Raw genomic sequence first — 21,023 nt, 5'->3', positions numbered from 1 at the left:
GCCGGCGTCCCTAAAAGACGCCGGCATTTGTTTGTGTGGTGGCAAAGCAGGCCGATAAGCCGGATTCTGTGCACGCGCAACGTCCGAAGACGCGACGCGCGTGGCAGCCATTCCTCTAGGCGCGCCATTGCTGACGCGCTCAAGCTTCCTACCCGCAGACGAGACGGGGGCCCCGTCCTGCATCTCGAAGATGCGCGCCTGCCTACTTGGAATTGCTCCGGGTGGAGGTTACCGTGCCGGTCTGCCTTGCAGCAGCCGCGGTGCGCTCTTACCGCACCGTTTCACCCTTACCTGATCCCGGCTTGCGCCGGGCCATCGGCGGTTTGCTTTCTGTTGCCCTGTTCCGCGTGTCGCCACGGATGGCCGTTAGCCATCACCCTGCCCTGTGGAGTCCGGACTTTCCTCGCCCTCTTTGGCCGAAGCCGCCGAGGCCGCGACTGCCTAGCCTGCTTTGCTGGCGCCGATTTTAACATCTGCACGCCGGCCCGCGCGGAATACAGACGTGTCGTCATAGAAGGCCGGCGTCTCGTTTTCCGGCCACCAGCCGGGGATGCCCAGCACCGGAAGCGGCGCAAACATACGGCTCGTCAACGCTTCCGTATTCAGCAACGCGGCGCTGACCGCCTCGTCGAGCCACGCGTCGCGCGAAGCGGCGTCCCATTCGAAGTACGCTGGCGGCACGTCGACAATCCACGCGTGCCCGGTGCACGCCTTGAACGGCGCGATCAGCTTTTCGAGCAGCGCGTGGCCGAAGCAGCGCACCTCGCAACTCGCGCCCGATGCGCCCCATGCGTCGCGCCGCTGGAGCAACAGCGTGCGCCAGTCGAACTGACGCAGCGCAGCGCTCAAGCGCGGATCGGCGCAAGCAAACAGCAGCGCGTTTTCGTCGAAGAGCGTCAGTGCGTCACGCACGCCGCCGCGCGTCGGCCCGACGCCCAGCAAGTCGATGGCCGCCGACTGCCGCGCGTTCAGCGCCGCCTTGATGCGCGGAAACGCAAACCACATCGACGCGTTGAAGAAGTCGTGCAGATTGTGGCGCGTCGGCACGCAGCCGGTGGACGCAATGTGCGCCTCGTAGGCGGCGCCGGGCGGCAGCTTGTCCTGCGCGACAAATGCGAGCCGCTGGCCGCGGCCTGTCACCTGCCGCGCTTTCGACGCGTCGGCGTTCATTTCGGCAAGCAACGCGGCGTGGCTCGTGAGCGCGGCCCGCTGCCAGCGTTGGCCGCGCTCAGCGAACGGCGCGAACCACGGCTTCGACCAGTCGATTGCGGCGAAGCCCGACGGCGCGCCTGGCCAGAGCGCTTCATTGCCGGCGCCGTGGCCTTTGTCGTGGCGTGCGCTCACGTCGAGTTGTATCGCTTCAGTCGTTGCGGGCGCCGTTTCGCGCCTCGCCTCGGGCTCCGCCATCTCCGCCTCACCCACGCGTCAGATCAGGCGCCAGCCAATCGATTCACCGCCGCGCAGCGGCACGACCGGCGTATCGCCGACCGGCAACTCCGCCGGCAACGTCCATTCCTCGCGACGCAGCGTGACCTTGCCCGCGTTGCGCGGCAAACCGTAGAAATCCGCGCCGTAGAAGCTCGCAAAGCCTTCGAGCTTGTCGAGTGCGCCGGCTTTGTCGAAAGCCTCGGTGTACAACTCGAGCGCGTGCAGCGCCGTGTAGCAGCCCGCGCAGCCGCACGCGTGTTCCTTCAAACCCTTCGGATGCGGCGCGCTGTCCGTACCGAGGAAAAAGCGCGGATTGCCCGACGTCGCCGCTTCGACGAGCGCGAGCCGATGCGTCTCACGCTTGAGCACCGGCAGGCAGTAGTAATGCGGGCGAATGCCGCCCTGGAAAATCGCGTTGCGGTTGTACAGCAGATGGTGCGCGGTAATCGTCGCGCCCAGCAGTTCCGGCGCGACGCCGGCTTCGCGGATGTAGTCGACGGCGTCCTTCGTGGTGATGTGCTCGAACACCACCTTCAGCGCCGGAAACTCGCGGCGCAGCGGCGTCATGACCCGGTCGATGAACACCTTCTCGCGGTCGAACAGATCGATCGACGAATCCGTCACTTCGCCGTGCACAAGCAGCGGCATGCCGGTTTCCTGCATCACTTCCAGCGTTTTCGCGCACTTCATGATGTCGGTCACGCCCGCGTCGGAGTTCGTCGTCGCGCCCGCCGGATAGAGCTTCACGCCGTGCACGAAGCCGCTTTCGCGCGCGCGGCGGATTTCATCGGGCGGCGTGTTGTCGGTCAGGTACAGCGTCATCAGCGGCTCGAACTGCGCGCCGGCCGGAATGGCGGCAACGATCCGCTCGCGGTAAGCCTGGGCCATCGCCGTCGTCGTGACCGGCGGCTTCAGGTTCGGCATGATGATCGCGCGGCCGAACTGGCGCGCGGTATCCGGCAGCACCGCCGCCAGCATGGCGCCGTCGCGCACGTGCAGGTGCCAGTCGTCAGGACGGGTGAGCGTAACGGAGTCGAGGGAAGCGGAAGCAGCGTTGGGAGCGGTCATGGCGAGAGAAGAGCGAGAGCGGAACGGAGCGAATGGAGCGGAATAAGAGCCGAACAAGGCGCAACGACGAATCGGAACGATGCGCGAGCGATGCGCGAACAACGCCCCAGCAATGCACCGGCGCTGAGGTCAAACCGCCGTGTTGCGGCCTGAACACACGTCAATTTTGCAATTTGGCGTTCGTGGCTCGGTGATATGCTTGGAAAATCATCATTGTAACGGCTCGCCCCGTTCACAGGCCTACCCGCAACATGTGCCAACTTCTAGGAATGAACTGCGCCGCGCCGACGGACGTCACGTTCTCGTTCACCGGCTTTGCGGCGCGCGGCGGCGTCACCGATCACCATGCCGACGGCTGGGGTATCGCCTTCTTCGAAGACAAAGCGTGTCGCCTTTTCATCGACCATCAATCGTCGGCTACCTCGCCGATCGCCGAGATGGTCAAGCGCTATCCGATCAAGTCGAAGAACACGATCGCGCATATCCGCAAGGCGACGCAAGGGCACATTCTGCTGGAAAACTGCCACCCGTTCATGCGCGAACTGTGGGGGCGTCACTGGATCTTCGCGCATAACGGCGATCTGAAGGATTATTCGCCGGTGCTCTCGGGCGTGTATCAGCCCGTCGGCACGACCGACAGCGAGCTCGCTTTCTGCGCGCTGCTCGAAGGTTTGCGCAAGGCGTTTCCCGGCGCGCAGCAACCGCCGCTCAACGAACTCTTCGCCGCGCTCGAGAAGCTCACGCGCGAAATCACGCAATTCGGCGTGTTCAATTTTCTGATGTCGAACGGCCAGGCGCTGTTTGCGCATTGCTCGACGCATCTGCATTACATCGTGCGGCGCTGGCCCTTTTCCACCGCGCATCTCGTCGACGCCGACGTGTCCATCGACTTCGCCAAGTACACGACGCCGGAAGACCGCGTCGCGGTGATCGCGACGCAGCCGCTGACCGACAACGAAGTGTGGACCGCGTTCGAACCGGGCGATCTGCTCATGTTCCAGCACGGCGACGTGATTGGCCGCGTCAATGTGCCGGTGCCGGCCTCGGTGCTGGAAAAGCTGCGCAATCCGGCGCTCGACGCGTCCGCTTCGGCGAGCACGATTGCGGCTTCGGCGGCGGCCGAGTCTGCCGCGGCTGAGTTGGAAGTCGATCTGGAAGCGGCCGACGACGCCGCCGCCTTCGAGTCGTAAAAGTCGTAGCCGCGGCGACCACGCATCGATAAAAAAAGCCGCTTGTTCAAGCGGCTTTTTCGTTGAAGCGCCCGCCGCGTCAACCACGCGGCAGCGGCGATCTCAGTGCAGGATCTTCGCCAGAAAATCCTTCGCGCGATCGGACTTCGGATTGTCGAAGAAGTCGTCCTTGCGGTCGTCCTCGACGATCAAGCCCTTGTCCATGAAGATCACGCGATGCGCGACCTTCTTCGCGAAGCCCATTTCGTGCGTGACGCACATCATGGTCATGCCTTCCTGCGCGAGTTCGACCATCACGTCGAGCACTTCGTTGATCATTTCCGGATCGAGCGCCGATGTCGGCTCGTCGAACAGCATTGCAATCGGGTCCATCGACAACGCGCGCGCAATCGCCACACGCTGCTGCTGACCGCCCGACAATTGCCCCGGAAACTTGTCCGCATGCGCGCGCAAGCCGACGCGATCGAGCAGCTTCAGACCCTTCGCCGAGGCTTCGTCTTTCGAGCGGCCGAGCACCTTGATCTGCGCGAGCGTGAGGTTTTGCACGATCGACAGATGCGGGAACAGCTCGAAGTGCTGGAACACCATGCCGACCTTCGAGCGCAGCTTCGACAGATTGGTTTTCTTGTCCGTCAGCGACTGTCCGTTGATGACAATCTCGCCCTTCTGAAACGGCTCGAGTCCGTTGACGGTCTTGATCAGCGTGGACTTGCCCGAACCCGACGGTCCGCACACCACGACCACTTCACCCTTTTTGACTTCCGTCGTGCAGTCCGTCAGCACCTGAAACTGGCCGTACCACTTCGAAACATTCTTGATAGAGATCATCTTGCGACCTTTTTCTGAAGACCTTTGACAAGGCTCGACGCGACCACGCAGATCACGAAATAACACGCGCCCGCGAACAGTACCATCTCGACATTCGTGCCGTCACGATCGCCAATATTCGTGGCAGTGCGGAAGAAGTCGGCGAGGCTGATCACGTAGACGAGCGACGTATCCTGAAAGAGCACGATGCCCTGCGTGAGCAGCAGCGGCACCATCGCGCGGAACGCCTGCGGCAGCACCACGAGACGCATGGACTGCGCGTAGTTCATGCCGAGCGCGAACGACGCGTTGACCTGCCCGCGCGGCACGGACTGAATCCCCGCGCGAATGATCTCGGAGTAATACGCCGCCTCGAACAGCGAGAAAGCGACCATTGCCGAGGCGAGACGAATGTCGATATCCGCCGACAGACCGAGCACGTTCTGCAGCAGTTGCGGCACGATCAGGAAGAACCACAGCAGGACCATGACCAGCGGGATCGAACGGAAAATCGTCACGTAGCCCTTCGCGAACCACTCGAAAGGCTTGAACGACGACAGCCGCAGCATGGCGAGAACCGTGCCCCACACAATGCCGATCACGATCGCGATCAGCGTGATCTTGAAGGTGACGACCGCGCCCGTCCACAGCGTAGGCAGTGCGCCCGGAATACCGCTCCAGTCGAAATGGTGCATCACTTGCCTCCGATATAGCCGGGCAACCGGGTCTTGGCTTCGACCCAGCGCATGAATTGCATGACGACCAGATTGATCAGCACGTACGCGAGCGTGACAGCGATGAACGACTCATACGTCTGCGACGTGTAGTCGACAAGCTGTCGCGCCTGGGCGGAGAGATCGAGCAGACCGATGGTCGACGCGACCGCCGAGTTCTTGAAGATATTCAGAAACTCAGACGTGAGCGGCGGCACGATGATCCGGTACGCGACCGGCAGCAGCACGTAGCGATACGTCTGCCATTGCGTGAAGCCCATCGCGAGCCCCGCGGCACGTTGGCCGCGCGGCAGCGCGTTGATGCCCGAGCGCACCTGCTCGCATACGCGCGCGGCGGTGAAGAGCCCGAGACAGATGATCGAGGAAGAAAAGAACTGCGCGCCTGGCGGCAGTTGCTTGAACCAGTTTCCGATGGATGCCGGCAGCAACTCCGGTATCACCAGATACCAGATAAAGAACTGCACGATCAGCGGAATATTGCGGAAAATCGCGACGTAGAGCGTGCCGATGCCGGACGCCCACTTGTTCGGCACCGTGCGCAGCACACCGAACAACGAGCCGACGATCAGCGCGATCACCCATGCCGACAGCGACACGGTAATCGTCACCCAGAAACCCGACAGCAGCCAGCCCAGATAAGTGGTCGGCTCGCCGGTGGAGACGGGACTCAGCAGAATGCCCCAGTTCCAGTGATATGACATGACCAAGACTCCAGCAAAAAGAAACGGAAGAAGCGCGTGGCCCCTTCCGTTTCATTCAGCATTTCAAAAAAACAGCTAAGGTTTAATCGATTGCCTTGTCATTCGGATTCTTGTAAAGCGCCTTCATGTCGTCGCTTTCCGGGAAGTTCAGGTTCAAGCCCTTCGGCGGAATCGGCGATTCGAACCACTTCTTGTAGATCTTGTCGGCTTCGCCTGAAGTTTCGACCTTCGCGATTGCGTCGTCGACGACCTTCTTGAATTCCGGATCGTTCTTGCGCAGCATGCAGCCGTATGCTTCATGCGATTGCGGCGCGCCGACGATCACGAAATCGTTCGGCGTATTGGACTTTGCACGCTCGCCGGCGAGCAGCGCGTCGTCCATCATGAACGCAGCGGCGCGGCCGGTGGAGAGCGTCAGGAACGACTCGCCGTGATCCTTCGCGCTGATGATGTTCATGCCCAGGCTCTTGTCCTGGTTCATCTTGCGAAGCAGGCGCTCGGACGTGGTGCCGGCAGTCGTGACGACCGTCTTGCCCTTCAGGTCGGCCCAGTCCTTGATGCCCGAATCTTTCTTGGTCATCAGACGCGTGCCGATCACGAAGATCGTGTTCGAGAACGCCACTTGTTGCTGGCGTTCCGCGTTATTCGTGGTGGAGCCGCATTCCATGTCGACGGTGCCGTTCTGCACCAGCGGAATACGGTTTTGCGACGTGACCGGAATCAGCTTCACTTTCAGGTTCGGCGCGTTGAGCTTCTGCTTGACCGCCTCGACCACCTTCAGCGCGAATTCCTGCGAATAGCCGATGACTTCCTGCTTGTCGTCATAGTACGAAAACGGAATCGACGACTCGCGATGACCCAGCGCGATGACGCCCGTGTCCTTGATCTTTTTCAGCGTGCCGGCGTCTTGCGCGTGCGCGCCAACCGTAAACAGTCCGAGAGTCGCGAGCAGCAGCGCAGCTTTTTTAACCTTCATGTTTGATCTCCTTGGCAAGAACCGGCGCCAGTTTAGCAAAGTAATTATTCTGAAAGTATGGCTATAAACCATTGTTGTTGCGTGCACGCCGCTATCGGTCGGCGGCGGCTTCGCGCAGCCGGTCAACCTTTCCGGATATGCAAAGGCGGGCAGCATCGTCACGATGCCGCCCGCCAGGTAAAACACGCGCTCTTGTGAAGTGCGTTCAGGCATGCGCATTTACTTGAAATGCGCGGCGCATCCGCGAGGTAGCGAATCCGCCGTTCCCGTTACAAGCCCGCGATCAGGGATACAGACCGCGCATTTCGCGCGCTTGCAAAATCCGCTTGCACGCGACGATAAACGCCGCCGTCCGCACCGAAACGTTCTGCTCGCTCGACACTTGCCACACGGCCGCAAACGCTTCGCGCATCACGCGCTCGAGGCGCTGGTTGATCTCGTCTTCGGTCCAGAAGAAGCTCGAGAAATCCTGCACCCATTCGAAGTACGACACCGTCACGCCGCCCGCGTTAGCCACCACGTCCGGAATCACGAGGATGCCGCGGTCGTGCAGGATGTCGTCGGCGGCCGTGGTGGTCGGGCCGTTCGCGCCTTCCACGACGATCTTCGTCTTGATCTTGCCGGCGTTCTTTTCAGTGATCTGGTTTTCGAGCGCAGCCGGGATCAGGATGTCCGATTCCACGGTCCAGAACTCTTCGTTCGTCACCGAGTCGGCTTCGGCGAAACCGCCCACGCCGCCCGTCTTCGCCACATGTTCCAGCAACGCGACGGCGTCGATACCGGTCGACTTGTACAGCGAGCCGGTGTGATCCTGCACCGCGACGACCTTCGCACCCGCTTCCTGGAACAGACGCGCCGCGATGCCGCCGACGTTGCCGAAACCTTGCACTGCAATGCGCGCGCCTTCGATATCGAAGCCGATGCGGCGTGCCGCTTCGCAGCCCACCACAAACACGCCGCGGCCCGTCGCTTCGCGGCGGCCGAGCGAACCGCCGAGCGTGATCGGCTTGCCGGTCACGACGCCGGTCGCCGTTTGGCCCTGGTTCATGGAGTACGTGTCCATCATCCACGCCATGATCTGCTCGTTCGTGTTCACGTCCGGCGCGGGAATGTCGGTGTTCGGTCCGATGATGATCCCGATTTCGCTGGTGTAGCGGCGCGTGACGCGCTCGAGTTCACCACGCGACAGCTTGCGCGGATCGAGGCGGATGCCGCCCTTCGCGCCGCCGTAAGGAACGTTCACCGCAGCGTTTTTCACCGACATCCACGCGGACAGCGCCATCACTTCCGACAGCGTCACGTCCTGGTGATAACGCACGCCGCCCTTGCCCGGACCGCGCGACACGTTGTGCTGCACGCGGTAGCCCTCGAAGTGCGCGACCGTGCCGTTATCGAGTTCGATAGGCACGTCAACGATCAGAATCCGCTTCGGGCGCTTCAGGGTTTCGAGCCAGCGCGACAGCGAGCCGAGGTACGGCGCGACGCGATCGACCTGGCGCAGGTAGTTGCCCCACGGGCCGAGGTCTTCGCTATTCAGGTAGGAGGGGACGGACTGCGACGTTAATGCTGATTGGGCAGATTGGGCGGCTTGCTGCTGGGAAGACATGAACGCTCCGGCGTTGATCGAGTAGCAGCATTGTCGAAAAAGGCCGTTTTGAAATCCAATGCCGTTTCCTTATCCGATTATGTCTTTTTTGCATAACCCTTCGGAAGCCGCAAATTCGCGTCGCGGGCGCGCAGGTTTGGCGAGGCTCTCTTACGCGCCGCGCTGCGCCAGTTCTTCCGACACCACGTCCCACAACTGCCGCACGAGAATCTGCCGCGCGTCGTCGCTTTTGGCGGCCAGCTTGTCACGGTAGAGGCGTATCTCCATCGTGAGCGTAAGCTGGCCTTCGGGCGTGCCGCGCGTCGCCCGGTCCAGACGAATCAGCTTGCCGTCCGCGACCGCGTCTTCCACAGCGCTGTGCGGCAGAAAAGCGATGCCGTGGCCGGCGAGCGCCATCGCCTTCAGACCTTCGGCCATGTCGGTTTCGTAGAGCCGGTCCAGATTGAGACGCTCCGGGGCGTTGGCGAGAATCACCTCGGTCATGCGGCCCAGATACGCATTCGGCGTGTACGACAGATAGGGCGTGGGCGCTTCAGCAGTGCCCGGCAGCGTATGACGCGGCCGACCGGCGCGCCCCGGCGCCGAGAACGGACTGATCGGCTCGTTGCCGAGCGTCAGCATGTCGTAGCGGGCCGGGTCGAGCGCGACCGGATGACTCGGATGGTGATAGCCCATCATCAGATCGCAGCCGCCTTCCACCAGAGAGAGCGCCGCGTCGTGCACGTTAAGCGCGCGCAGCCGCGTATGAATCGGGCCCATCTGCGCTTCGATGCGTTGCAGCCAGCGCGGAAAGTACGTGAGCGACAGCGTGTGCGGCACCGCGAACTCGATCGTCGCTTGCGGCGTCGCCGTGTGGCCGCGCAACAGCGCGCGGGCCTCGTGGAACTGCGAAAGCATCGCGAGCGCCTGCTCGTTGAACACCTGGCCCGCCGGCGTGAGACGCGTCGGATACACCGAGCGGTCGATGAGCTCCGTGCCGAGCCACGCCTCGAGCGCCTGGATGCGCCGCGAGAACGCCGGCTGCGTGACGTGACGCAGTTCAGCCGAGCGGCTGAAACTGCGCGTTTCCGCGAGCGAAACGAAGTCTTCGAGCCATTTCAGTTCCATGCGAAGCCTGCTGCCGGCGAGAGAGAGGAAGTCAGCATTCTAGTGGCTCTGCCGATGCGAATGCTCACGCTCCACCCGGCAGCCGACTTTGCCTTCGCATCGTCCGCTGCGGCTCACGCGCGTCCGGCCTATTCCGGCCGAATCCGCCTCTGGTGGTAAAATTCGCGGTTCCCTCCGTTCCGATCCGCTCGCTGTGACTGCAGCGAGCGCTCAACGCCTAGACCAGCCGCCATCATGTCCGACACCCGCCCCGACACTCTGTTCGCGCTGAATGCGCTCTCCCCGCTCGACGGCCGCTATGCGTCGAAAACCGAAGCCCTGCGCGACTGGCTCTCGGAAGCCGCGTTCATGCGCAATCGCGTGACGGTCGAAATTCATTGGCTGATCGCGCTCTCCCGCGCCGGTTTCGCCGAAGTGCCGCGCTTTTCGGACGCCGCCGAACAATTCCTGCTGCAACTGGCCGAGCGCTTCACCGCGCATGACGCCGCGCGCATCAAGGACATCGAGCGCGTGACGAATCACGACGTGAAGGCGGTCGAATACTGGCTGAAGGAATCGGTCAAGGGTCAGGAAGAACTGGAGCGCGCAAGCGAGTTCATCCATTTCGCGTGCACGTCGGAAGACATCAACAACACGTCGCACGGCCTGATGCTTGCGGGCGCGCGCGAGCACGTCATTTTGCCGGCGCTGCGCACGGTGCATCAGAAACTCGTCGCGCTCGCTCACGCGCACGCGGAACAGCCGATGCTCTCGCGCACGCACGGCCAGCCGGCCAGCCCGACAACGCTCGGCAAGGAAATCGCCAATGTCGCCGCGCGTCTCGAACGCGCGATCGAGCGCATCGCGAAGGTCGAACTGCTCGGCAAGATGAACGGCGCGGTCGGCAACTTCAATGCGCATCTGTCGGCGTATCCGGAGTTCGACTGGGAAGCGTTCTCGCGCGAAGTGGTCGAGCAGCGCCTGAAGCTCACGTTCAATCCGTACACGATCCAGATCGAGCCGCACGATTACATGGCCGAGCTGTTCGACGCCGTCGCGCGCGCCAACACGATCCTGCTGGATCTCGACCGCGACGTGTGGGGCTACATCTCGGTCGGCTATTTCAAGCAGCGCACGAAGGCCGGCGAGATCGGTTCGTCGACGATGCCGCACAAGGTCAACCCGATCGACTTCGAAAACTCGGAAGGCAATCTCGGCCTCGCGAACGCAACGCTGCGCCACCTCGCCGACAAGCTGCCGGTGTCGCGCTGGCAGCGCGACCTGACCGATTCGACGGTGCTGCGCAACATGGGCGTCGCGTTTGGTTATTCGCTGCTCGCGTACGACTCGCTGATCCGCGGTCTGGACAAGCTCGAAGTGAATGCGCAGCGTCTGAACGAAGACCTCGACAACTGCTGGGAAGTGCTGGCCGAGCCGGTGCAAACCGTGATGCGCCGCTACGGCATCGAAAATCCGTACGAGCAGTTGAAGGAACTGACGCGCGGCAAGGGCATCACGCGTGAGGCGCTGCAGGCGTTCGTCGGCGGGCTTGCGATTCCGCAGGACGCGAAAGACCGTTTGCTCGCGATGACGCCGGGTTCATACATCGGCAAGGCAGTCGAGTTGGCGAAGCGCATCGGCTAAAGCCCGATTCATCCGCTGCTCTGCTCGTCGAGCAAAAGAAAAGCCGCTCCCCGGAGCGGCTTTTCTTCGTCTGAACGGTTAGTTCAGGATGGCGGATTAACGCTTCTCGACCTGCTTCAACACATCGTCGACGATCTGTTCCGGCGACAGTTCGATGCTCACCGTGACCGCCTCGTCCGCGCCCGGTTCCTCGAGCGTGTCGAGCTGGCTTTGCAGCAGCGACGGGTCGAAAAAATGGCCCGTGCGCGTGGTCAAACGCTCTTGCAGCACCTCGCGCGAACCCTTCAGGTACACGAAGCAGACGTCCTTGTCGCCGTCGCGCAAAATGTCGCGATACGAACGCTTCAGCGACGAACAGGTGAACACGGCCGTCTCGCCCGCCTTCTGCTTTTCTTCGATCGCGGCGCGGATAGTCTTGAGCCACGGCCACCGGTCTTCGTCGGTAAGCGGAATGCCGTGGTGCATCTTCTCCTTGTTCGCGGCGCTATGAAACGCGTCGCCGTCGGTGAACGCGCAGTGCAGGCGCTCCGCCAGCATCTCGCCAATTCTCGTTTTGCCGGCGCCCGACACGCCCATTGCGATCAAAATCATCAAAAACTCCTTACAGGACCGCCGCGAGCGCGAAGGTCAACAGCAAACCCATCAACGAAATGATGGTCTCGAGGAGCGACCATGTCTTGAAGGTCTGCCCCACCGTCATACCGAAGTATTCCTTGATCAGCCAGAAACCGCCGTCGTTCACGTGCGAGAAGATCAGCGAGCCCGAGCCGGTTGCCAGCACCAGCAGTTCCGGCTTCACCTGGATCGCGCTGGCCGCCGCGATCGGTGCAACGATGCCGCAGGCGGTGGTCATTGCGACCGTCGCCGAACCCGTCGCGAGACGGATCAGCGCGGCGACGAGCCAGCCGAACAGCAGCGGCGACAAATGCGCGGAGGTCGCAGCAGCCACGATTTCCTTCGAAATGCCGCTATCCATCAGCACGCGTCCGAAACCGCCGCCCGCGCCGACAATCAGCGTAATGCCCGCGATCGGCGCCAGACATTCGCCGCAGAATTTCTGGATCTGGTCGCGATTGAAACCGCGGCTCGCACCAAAGGTCCAGAAGCTCACCAGCACCGCGATCAGCAGCGCGACGTCCGAATTGCCGACGAAGTGCAGCAGGTCGTTCGGCAAGGTCTTCGGCGTGAACACGAGGTCGGCCCAGCTGCCCACCAGCATCAGGATCACCGGCAGCAACACCGTGAAGAGCGTAATGCCGAAGCTCGGCAGTTCGCGCTTCGGCGCTGCGTTCGCGCCGCCCGGCGTGCCGGAGAGGGCGACGTCGTCCCTGTTCAGAAACTGCGCGGCGAGCGCGTTCTCTTGCGGCAGCTTGATGTAGCGGTTGATCATCAGCGCAAACAGCGGACCGGCGACGATAGCCGTCGGCACGCCGACGATCAGACCATACGCAATCGTCTTGCCGATGTCCGCGTGGTACTGCTGCACGGCGAGCATCGCGGCCGGGTGCGGCGGAATCAGCCCGTGCACGACGGACAGGCCCGCGACCATCGGCAGGCCGACGAGCAGCAGCGATTTGTTGGTGCGCTTGGCGACGTTGAACGCGATCGGAATCAGCAGCACAAAGCCGACCTCGAAGAACACCGGCAAGCCGACGATGATCGCGACGACCATCATCGCCCAGTGAATATTCTTCTCGCCGAACCAGTCGATGAGCGTCGTGGCGATGCGTTCCGCGCCGCCCGATTCGGCCATCATCTTGCCGAGCATCGTGCCGAGACCCACCACCACCGCGATGTGCCCGAGCGTGTTGCCGTTGCCCGTTTCGAACGACTTGACGATGGTCGCCATCGGCATGCCGGAGGCAAGCCCCAGCAGCAGCGACACGATGATCAGGACGAGGAACGGATAGACCTTGTAGCGCGTGATCAACAAGATCAGCAGGGCGATGGCGATCACCCCGTAAACCAGCAGCATGCTGCCGTGAACAGCTTCCATGAAGCTCCTCCTTTGCGTTATTGATTGTGGGTGCGAAGACGGCAGCCACCTCGTCTCATGGCGACCGCTGCGCCTCGAGGACGGCAAACCGCGCGGTCGCTGAATTTTACTGTCTGTTGTCTTGAAAAGCCCGCGAAACCCGCAGCATCTTTGCAACGAAGCCTCGCTGCGACAGCCTGAAGCGGCTGTATCGGCGAGGCTCCGGTTGAGAGCTTGCTGTGTCTGCGTCTGCGTCCGCGTCTGTGTTCGCCAGAACGCGGCGGTTATCGACTAGTGAGCGGGCGCGGCCAATTGGCTCGCCGCGCGCGCGAGGCGCGTGACTTCGTCCCAGTTTTGCGCGGCGACCGCGGCTTTCGGCGTGAGCCAGGAGCCGCCCACGCAGACCACGTTCGGCAGCGACAGGAAATGCGTGGCGGTTTCGGCCGTAATGCCACCGGTCGGGCAGAACTTCAGCGTCGGAAACGGACCATGAAAAGCTTGCAGCATCGGCACGCCGCCCGCTTGCTGCGCCGGGAAAAACTTCACGATTTCATAGCCGAGTTCGAGCGCGGTGATGATGTCGCTCGGCGTCATCACGCCCGGCAAAAGCGGCAGGCCGGCATCCTGCGCGGCCTTGTGCATGTCTTTCGTGAGTCCCGGCGACACGCCGAACTGCGCGCCCGCTTTCTTCGCCTGCGCGCAATGCTCGGGCTTCGTGATCGTGCCGACGCCCACCACGATGTCTTCGGCCAACTGGCTCGCGCGCTCGATCGCGGCAATCCCCGCCGCCGTGCGCAGCGTGATTTCCAGCACCTTCACGCCGCCCGCATGCAGCGCGCGCGACACGTGTTCGCCCTGCTCGACCGAATCGAACGCGAGCACCGGAATCACCGGACCCAGGCGGACGATCTCGCTTACTGTTTTCGACGTCATAGTGAAACTCCTTGTTTCTGCCAACCGTCTGTTGCGTCGCCGGGCGGGCTTTGGCGGGCTGCCCGGTTGGACTTCGTTGGACCTGGTTCGACTGTCCGTTGGCTTGTTTGCGAAGACTGCTAGCCTGCCTGAGTGGTGCTGGTACGCGTTTCGCCGTGCTGTGCTGCGGCGTGCTGCGCAGCAGACGCCGCGTGCTCGCCGTGCGCTGCCGGACGCTCGCCCACCATCGGACCGAACACCGACGCGCCCTGCTCCGCCGGCGCCGCCGCCGCGCGGAATACGCCGAACAGTTCGCGGCCGAAACCCACTTCGTTTTCCGCCTGATTGAGCGGCGCGGCGTTAGGTCGCGCGGCCCATTCGGCGGCGTCGATCTCGACGTCGAGCACGCCGGCTTCGGCGTCGATCACCAGCATGTCGCCCGTGTGCACCTTGCCGATCGGCCCTTGCAGCAACGCTTCCGGCGACAGATGAATGACCGCGGGCACTTTACCCGACGCGCCCGACATGCGGCCGTCCGTGACGAGTGCGACATGGAAACCCTGATCCTGCAACACGCCGAGCAGCGGCGTCAAACGATGCAGTTCCGGCATGCCGTTCGCCCGCGCGCCCTGGAAGCGCACGACGGCGACAAAGTCGCGCTTGAGCTCGCCTTTGTCGAATGCCTCCTGCACGGCTTCCTGCGAATCGAACACGATGGCCGGCGCCTTCACCTTGCGATGCTGCGCCGCAACCGCCGAAATCTTGATCACGCCGCGGCCGAGCTTGCCCTGCATCAGACGCAAGCCGCCGTCCGCTTGGAACGGCTCCTTGATGCCGCGCAGCACCGCTGTGTCCGCGCTGGTTTCCACGCCCGGCACCCATTGCAGCTTGCCGTCGATCAGCTTCGGCTCTTCCGTGTAGCGATGCAGCCCCTCGCCGACGACCGTGTTGACGTCTTCGTGCAGCAAACCGCCTTCCAGCAGATTGCGCACGAGGAACGCGACGCCGCCGGCCGCGTGGAAATGGTTCACGTCGGCCTTGCCGTTCGGGTAAATCTTGGCGAGCAGCGGCACGGCTTGCGACAGCGTGTCGAAATCGTCCCAGTCGATCACGATGCCCGCCGCGCGCGCAATGGCGACGAGGTGCAGCGTGTGATTGGTGGAGCCGCCCGTCGCGAGCAAAGCGACGATGCCGTTGACGATCGCCTTTTCGTCGATCACGTGGCCGATCGGCGTGTAATTGCCGCGCTCGACCGTCAGATCCAGCACGCGGCGCGCGGCCTGCGCGGTCAGCGCGTCGCGCAACGGCGTATGCGGATGCACGAAAGCCGAGCCCGGCAGATGCAGGCCCATGATTTCCATCAGCATCTGATTGCTGTTCGCCGTCCCGTAGAACGTGCAGGTGCCGTGGCCGTGATACGCAGCGGCTTCCGCTTCGAGCAGCGCGTCGCGGCCGCATTGGCCGGTTGCGAACTGCTGGCGGGTTTTGGCTTTGTCGTCGTTCGACAGGCCGCTCGTCATCGGGCCGGCCGGCACGAAGATGGTCGGCAGATGGCCGAACTGCAGCGCGCCGATCAGAAGGCCCGGCACGATCTTGTCGCAGATGCCGAGGCACAACGCCGCGTCGAACATGTTGTGCGTGAGCGCGACTGCCGTGCTCATCGCGATCACTTCGCGCGAGAACAGCGACAGCTCCATGCCCGCGTTGCCCTGGGTGATGCCGTCGCACATGGCCGGCACGCCGCCCGCGAATTGCGCGACGCCGCCGTTCTCACGCGCGGCCTGCTTGATGATGTCCGGGTAGTTTTTGTACGGCGCGTGCGCCGACAACATCTCGTTGTACGACGAAACGATGCCGATGTTCGGCTCGCGAATCTGCTTGATGACGAGCTTGTCGTTGCCTTCGAGGCCCGCGAACCCGTGCGCCAGATTCGCGCAGGAAAGCGCGCCGCGCGCCGGGAACCGGCCCTGCGCCTGATGAATGCGGGAGAGATACGCCTCACGAGTGGGCTTGCTGCGTTCGATCACGCGCTGCGTGACTTTCAACAATTGCGAATGCGGGGAAACCATCGGAGCTCCTTCGTCGCTGGCGGCAGATTGGGCGCGCTATGCCAGGTGGGTATCGCGGGGTCGCCGGAGAGACCGGCGAAAGGAATCTTAGTAGAAAAACTACATGGCCGCAATTGGAAATCTTGCTGCAGTGCAGTTTGGCGAAACTCCGCGAAGCCCTTTACTGGCGGCGCATCGGACGAATAACACCTGAACCTAGGGATAACACCTACGGCGATAATGTAGTTTTTGTACCTTTCGGCCAATCAAGCTATAGTCCACGCATTCTTCAGCATAGTGCGAGTTTTCCAATGATGCTGTCCCAGGTCGAAGAGATGCGCGAGCAGTTGCGCCCGTCGGAGCGCAAGCTCGCCGACTACGTGATCGAGGCGCCGCGCGAGGTGCTAGACCTTTCCATGACGGAAGTCGCCGCGCGCGCGGGTGTGAGTCAGCCGACTATCGCGCGGTTCTGTCATGCGCTGGGTTTTTCGGGGTTTCGCGAGTTCAAGATCCGGCTGGCCCAAGGCATCGCTACTGAAGTGCCGGCGGTTTATCGGGATGTGCGGCCGGACGAGGGTACGCCGGGTCTGATCGCCAAGGTCTTCGACCGGACCATCGGCACGCTGATCCAGGTGCGCAACAGCTTGTCGCCGCATAGTGTCGAAGCAGCCGTCGACCTGCTGGCGAACGCGGCGCGCATCGAGTTCTATGGAGCGGGCGGTTCAGGTATTGCGGCGCAGGACATCCAGCACAAGTTCTTCCGGCTCGGCATGCCGAGCGTCGCCTACTCCGATCCGCACACCTACTCGATGTCGGCCGCACTGCTCGGCCCCGGCGATGTGATCGTGACGGTATCGAATACCGGTCGAACCCGGGACATCATCGAAGCGACACATTCCGCGCTCAATCGCGGCGCGAAAGTGATTGCGATTACACATGGATCGTCGCCGCTTGCGAAGCTCGCGTCGATTTGTCTCTTCTCAAATGTCGTCGAGGAAAGCGATGTGTTTTCGCCGATGACGTCGCGCATGTCGCATCTCGCCATCGGCGACATTCTCGCCGTCGGCGTCGCGCTCAAGCGCGGGCCTGAGCTTGTCGAGCGGATGGGTAAGGCGAAAGAAGTGATCGGCCGGCTGAGAATCGACGGCGAAAGCTGAAGAGGCGCAAATGAAAAAGGCCTGCTCGATGGCAGGCCTTTTTCAGGTCAAACTCAGGTCAAACGATGCACGCGGCCAGTTACTCGGCGACCACGCGAACATCGACGCGGCGGTTCTGCGAACGACCTTCGGCCGTTGCATTCGACGCAACCGGATCGGCGCTGCCGAGGCCTTGTGCGACGAACTGCTCACCCTCGAGACCGCCATCGCGCAGATATTGCACGACCGCTTCGGCACGAGCCTTCGACAGCGCCAGGTTGTGTGCTTCGGAACCCGTCTTGTCGGTGTAGCCCGTCACCGTCACGCGGCGCAGATTCGCGCCCTTGTTGGCGGCCATGAAGTGATCCAGGTTTTCCTTCGCGATCGGGCTGAGCGTCGCGCTGTCCGTTGCAAAGTTGGCGTTGCCTTGCAGCAGCAGCCGAGCCTGCGGCGCGGCCGGCTTTGCTTGCGGCTGCGCAGCCTCTTGCTGCTGAACCGGCTGTTGCGGCACCGGCTGTTGTGCGACCGGCTGCTGTGCGACGGGCGCGCCGCACATGAACGTCATTTCACGCGCATCTTTCACCGGCTGGTTGTTGCTCACGCCGTCGACCGCGCCGAGCCACGTAATCGGCTTGGCCTGGCAGGTTTCTTCGGCCACGCGCACGCAGGTTTGCGAGCTGTCGAGAAGTCCGAGGCAGCTAACCCAATAAGTCGGTACGGTTTGGTTCGGCGGACTGATCGTACGCAGCGTGTAGGACGGTCCAGATTGCGTACTGCACGCTGCAAAGATCGCCAAAGACGCGCCTGAGACCAACGCGCGGAGATATTTAAAAAGAGAAGTGTTCATTTTCACGAATGCAGTGATTGAAGCGGCGCCCTTGCCCCGTGTCCTGCGGACAAGAGCGCGCTTACAGTTCTAGTCAAGACAGCTCCGGTTGATGGACCGGACTTGCGTCCGATCCATCACGGCGCTTACCACTGGTACGAAGCACCGATGCCGATCGCCGTGCCTTGCGAGCTGGTGCCCGCGCCGGCCTTCATCTTCAGGTTCTCGGTGATACGCGCCGAGACGCCGAGCGCGACAGCCTGCGAACCCTTATACGAACCGCCACCGATACCGACCGCGATCGTCTTGCCTTGATCGACGTCCGGGATCATCGTCAGCGCCGTAGCGGCTGCGACACCGGCGTACGCGTTCTTGGCGACCTGGCTCACGCTGTTCTGCACCGAGTTGATCTGCTGATCGGTGTAGGCCTTCGAGGTCATGCCAGCCGGCAGATTGCCGACCGCCGAGCCGATGGCGTCGTTCAACTGACCCACGTTGACCGCGTCGGTCGTTGCCGTACCGGCCGCGACGTTGGTGACCTGGCGTTCGTTACCTGCCGAGCCCACCGACACCGAGTTCGCACGATCAGCCACCGAGTTCGCACCCAGTGCCACCGAGTTCGCCGCGGTTGCGCTTGCGTTCGCACCCATTGCGGTCGAATGCGTACCGCTTGCAACTGCTGCTTCCGTATCGCGGTTGCCGTCTGCTGCGAACATCGGGTTGTTGGCCGCGTGCGCAATGTTCGTCACCGTCGAGATCGCCGAGTTCATCTGGTCGACGTTGACTGCGTCGTCACCGGACGTGCCTGCTGCCACGTTGTGGATCGTCGTGCCGCCCGCAGCACCATTACCCATCGTAATGCTGCTGTAGTTGGTCGTACCGTCGGCGTTGTGGTCGTACGTGACTGCCGCGTTGGTCGTGCCGTTCGGGTTGATGATGCCCGACGCCTTCAACTGAGCGACGTTCACTGCGTCCGTGTCGGCCGTACCGGCTGCGACGTTGGTGATCTGGCGTTCGTTGCCCGCCGAGCCCACCGACACCGTGTTCGCACGGTCAGCCACCGAGTTCGAACCCAGTGCAACCGAGTTCGTCGCCAGAGACTGCGCATTACCGCCGATCGCCACCGATTCCGCGCCCGTTGCCTGTGAATCCGGCAACGTCGAGTTGGCGTGGAAGTACTTGATACCGGTGCCACCGCTGGTGATGTTGTTCAGCGTGTTGTTGATGTTGGTGATGTCCGACGTGTTCTGCGTCACACGGCCGTCGATGTTGGTGATCGCGTCACCCACGCTGTTCACGGTCGTACCGCCCACCGAGTACGTCGGGGCCGAGATCGTGCCATCGCTGTTCACCGTCGAGCCGCCGCCGAGGGCATCTGCCGCCGACTGGCTCACGCCATACAACTGCGAACCGTTCACTGCATCCACGCTCGTGGCGTTGACCGCGCCTGCGGCCACACCAGTCAACGTACGCGAACCTGCCGTACCCGTAAGGTCAACCACCGTGCCGTCGGTATCCTTCGCCACCGTGATGTTGCGCGACGTCGGGTCCTGCTGCACCAGACCGACGGAACCGTTGGCGATGTTTTGCGTCAGGTTGTCGATGTTCGTCGTGTTCTGCGTCGTACGACCGTCGATGTTGGTGATTGCGTCACCCACCGTGTTCACCGTCGTGCCGCCCACCGAGTACGTCGGAGCCGTGATTGCGCCCGTCGTCGAGTCGTAGGTCGAACCGCCACCCAGCGACGAGGCCGTGCTCGTGCCGATCTGGCTCACCTTCGCATCTTCCGACATCAGCTGGCTCACGTTCACCGCGTCCGTGGCGTTCAGACCTGCTGCCACATTCGTGATGCGACGCTCAGCACCTGCTGCACCCACCGACACTTCACCGGCTGCCGTGGCTGCAGAGATAGCGCTGCCGCCCGGGTTGAAGCCTGCCGTCGTCAGCGTGGTCGAGTTGGCCACCGAGTTCGAGCCCAGTGCTACCGAGTTCGCCGTCGTAGCCTGTGCGTTGCCGCCGATCGCCACCGCATCCGTACCCGTTGCCGACGAATCCGCCAGCGTCGAGTTGGCGTGGAAGTACTTGATGCCGCCACCATTCACGATGTTGTTCACCGTGTTGTTGATGTTGGTGACATTGCCTGCCAGGTTTGCGACGTTGTTATTGGTGTTCGACAGGTTGTTCGCGACGTTCGACACGTTCATGTTCGTCGCGTACAGCTGCGAGCCGTTCACTGCGTCCGTGCTCGATGCGCTCAGATCACCAGCCGTTACACCAGTCAGCGTACGCGTGCCTGCCGTACCCGTGAAGTCGACCACCGTGCCGTCGGTATCCTTCGCCACCGTGATGTTGCGCGACGTCGGGTCTTGCTGCACCAGACCGACCGAACCGTTGGCGATGTTTTGCGTCAGGTTGTCGATGTTCGTCGTGTTCTGCGTTGTGCGGTCATCCAGGTTGGTGATCGCGTCACCCACCGTGTGGACCGTCGTGCCGTCGACCGAGTACGTCGGAGCCGTGATTGCGCCCGTCGTCGAATCGTAGGTCGAACCACCGCCCAGCGACGAGGCCGTGCTCGCGCCGACCTGGTTCACCTTCGCGTCTTCCGACATCAGCTGGCTGACGTTCACCGCGTCCGTGGCGTTCAGACCTGCTGCCACGTTCGTGATACGACGCTCTGCACCTGCTGCGCCCACCGACACTTCACCGGCTGCCGTGGCTGCCGAGATCGCGCTGCCGCCCGGGTTGAAGCCTGCCGTCGCCAGCGTGCTCGAGTTGGCCACCGAGTTCGAGCCAAGTGCCACCGAGTTCGCCGTCGTCGCTTGCGCGTTGCCGCCGATCGCCACTGCGTTCGTACCCACTGCCGACGAATCCGCCAGCGCGGTGTTC

17 protein-coding genes and 1 other RNA gene are annotated in these 21,023 nt (G+C 62.8%); 3 read left to right on the top strand and 15 right to left on the bottom strand.

Translation table 11 applies throughout. The features are described 5' to 3' along the window. Positions 1–39: 39 nt before the first annotated feature. The 3 genes from rnpB to pyrC all read right to left on the bottom strand — a co-directional run bounded on the left by rnpB (position 40) and on the right by pyrC (position 2,496). Positions 40–453, bottom strand: an RNA gene (rnpB, locus tag P0D87_RS13890) — RNase P RNA component class A. Continuing rightward, positions 442–1,407, bottom strand: a complete 966-nt coding sequence (locus P0D87_RS13885; protein WP_408636854.1) for a DUF3025 domain-containing protein — start codon at positions 1,405–1,407, stop codon at positions 442–444. Before P0D87_RS13885 ends, rnpB begins: the two co-directional genes overlap by 12 nt. Before the next feature lie 18 nt (positions 1,408–1,425). Then, positions 1,426–2,496 (bottom strand): dihydroorotase, encoded by a 1,071-nt coding sequence (gene pyrC, locus P0D87_RS13880; protein WP_053858725.1) that lies wholly within the window; start codon positions 2,494–2,496, stop codon positions 1,426–1,428. 251 nt (positions 2,497–2,747) lie between these two features. Between pyrC and P0D87_RS13875 the strand changes: the two genes are divergently transcribed. Further along, positions 2,748–3,686 (top strand): class II glutamine amidotransferase, encoded by a 939-nt coding sequence (locus P0D87_RS13875; RefSeq protein ID WP_029968250.1) that lies wholly within the window; start codon positions 2,748–2,750, stop codon positions 3,684–3,686. Positions 3,687–3,788: 102 nt separating this feature from the next. Here P0D87_RS13875 and P0D87_RS13870 read toward each other — a convergent pair whose 3' ends face one another. From P0D87_RS13870 to P0D87_RS13845, 6 genes are all read right to left on the bottom strand, one after another. Then, complete coding sequence (locus P0D87_RS13870; protein ID WP_006051922.1) at positions 3,789–4,514, bottom strand: amino acid ABC transporter ATP-binding protein; 726 nt, start codon at positions 4,512–4,514, stop codon at positions 3,789–3,791. After that, complete coding sequence (gltK, locus tag P0D87_RS13865) at positions 4,511–5,188, bottom strand: glutamate/aspartate ABC transporter permease GltK (RefSeq protein WP_029968252.1); 678 nt, start codon at positions 5,186–5,188, stop codon at positions 4,511–4,513. Before gltK ends, P0D87_RS13870 begins: the two co-directional genes overlap by 4 nt. Beyond that, complete coding sequence (locus P0D87_RS13860; protein ID WP_006051920.1) at positions 5,188–5,928, bottom strand: amino acid ABC transporter permease; 741 nt, start codon at positions 5,926–5,928, stop codon at positions 5,188–5,190. The genes gltK and P0D87_RS13860 overlap by 1 nt, the downstream gene beginning before the upstream one ends. A gap of 82 nt (positions 5,929–6,010) precedes the next feature. Next, positions 6,011–6,904 carry a glutamate/aspartate ABC transporter substrate-binding protein gene (locus P0D87_RS13855; protein ID WP_006051919.1) on the bottom strand — a complete coding sequence of 298 codons (894 nt, stop codon included), beginning with the start codon at positions 6,902–6,904 and terminating at the stop codon, positions 6,011–6,013. 283 nt (positions 6,905–7,187) lie between these two features. Further along, a complete protein-coding gene (locus tag P0D87_RS13850) occupies positions 7,188–8,510 on the bottom strand; it encodes a Glu/Leu/Phe/Val family dehydrogenase (protein WP_006051918.1) in 1,323 nt (440 codons plus the stop codon). Between the two features lie 150 nt (positions 8,511–8,660). Continuing rightward, positions 8,661–9,617: a LysR family transcriptional regulator gene (locus P0D87_RS13845; RefSeq protein ID WP_053858726.1), complete on the bottom strand. Its 957-nt coding sequence runs from the start codon at positions 9,615–9,617 to the stop codon at positions 8,661–8,663. Positions 9,618–9,851: 234 nt separating this feature from the next. Between P0D87_RS13845 and purB the strand changes: the two genes are divergently transcribed. Continuing rightward, positions 9,852–11,240, top strand: a complete 1,389-nt coding sequence (gene purB / locus P0D87_RS13840; protein ID WP_006051916.1) for an adenylosuccinate lyase — start codon at positions 9,852–9,854, stop codon at positions 11,238–11,240. 96 nt (positions 11,241–11,336) lie between these two features. Here the strand turns inward: purB and P0D87_RS13835 are convergent, their stop codons facing one another. The 4 genes from P0D87_RS13835 to edd form a co-directional block, all read right to left on the bottom strand. Beyond that, the gene (locus P0D87_RS13835; RefSeq protein ID WP_053858727.1) at positions 11,337–11,831 is read right to left on the bottom strand and encodes a gluconokinase; all 495 of its coding nucleotides are present in this window, start codon (positions 11,829–11,831) and stop codon (positions 11,337–11,339) included. A gap of 10 nt (positions 11,832–11,841) precedes the next feature. After that, entirely contained in the window at positions 11,842–13,236 is a 1,395-nt protein-coding gene (locus tag P0D87_RS13830; RefSeq protein WP_006051914.1) for a GntT/GntP/DsdX family permease, read from the bottom strand. Between the two features lie 270 nt (positions 13,237–13,506). Beyond that, on the bottom strand, positions 13,507–14,148 hold the full coding sequence (eda, locus tag P0D87_RS13825) for a bifunctional 4-hydroxy-2-oxoglutarate aldolase/2-dehydro-3-deoxy-phosphogluconate aldolase (RefSeq protein WP_006051913.1): 642 nt from the start codon (positions 14,146–14,148) through the stop codon (positions 13,507–13,509). Between the two features lie 119 nt (positions 14,149–14,267). Continuing rightward, positions 14,268–16,196, bottom strand: a complete 1,929-nt coding sequence (edd, locus tag P0D87_RS13820) for a phosphogluconate dehydratase (RefSeq protein WP_053858728.1) — start codon at positions 16,194–16,196, stop codon at positions 14,268–14,270. A gap of 290 nt (positions 16,197–16,486) precedes the next feature. On the opposite strand from edd, the gene P0D87_RS13815 reads away from it, so the two are divergent. Then, complete coding sequence (locus P0D87_RS13815) at positions 16,487–17,332, top strand: MurR/RpiR family transcriptional regulator (RefSeq protein ID WP_006051911.1); 846 nt, start codon at positions 16,487–16,489, stop codon at positions 17,330–17,332. Positions 17,333–17,411: 79 nt separating this feature from the next. Here the strand turns inward: P0D87_RS13815 and P0D87_RS13810 are convergent, their stop codons facing one another. Further along, positions 17,412–18,158 carry an OmpA family protein gene (locus tag P0D87_RS13810; protein WP_053858729.1) on the bottom strand — a complete coding sequence of 249 codons (747 nt, stop codon included), beginning with the start codon at positions 18,156–18,158 and terminating at the stop codon, positions 17,412–17,414. Between the two features lie 125 nt (positions 18,159–18,283). Then, positions 18,284–21,023: YadA family autotransporter adhesin (locus P0D87_RS13805; protein WP_408636852.1), on the bottom strand; the 2,740-nt coding region annotated here is incomplete at its 5' end.

The organism is Paraburkholderia sp. RL17-368-BIF-A, from assembly GCF_046054045.1.
In the GTDB taxonomy this organism is placed as follows: domain Bacteria; phylum Pseudomonadota; class Gammaproteobacteria; order Burkholderiales; family Burkholderiaceae; genus Paraburkholderia; species Paraburkholderia graminis.
The sequence above is the reverse complement of the archived record's forward strand: the minus strand, read 5'-3'. Positions and strand labels throughout refer to the sequence as shown.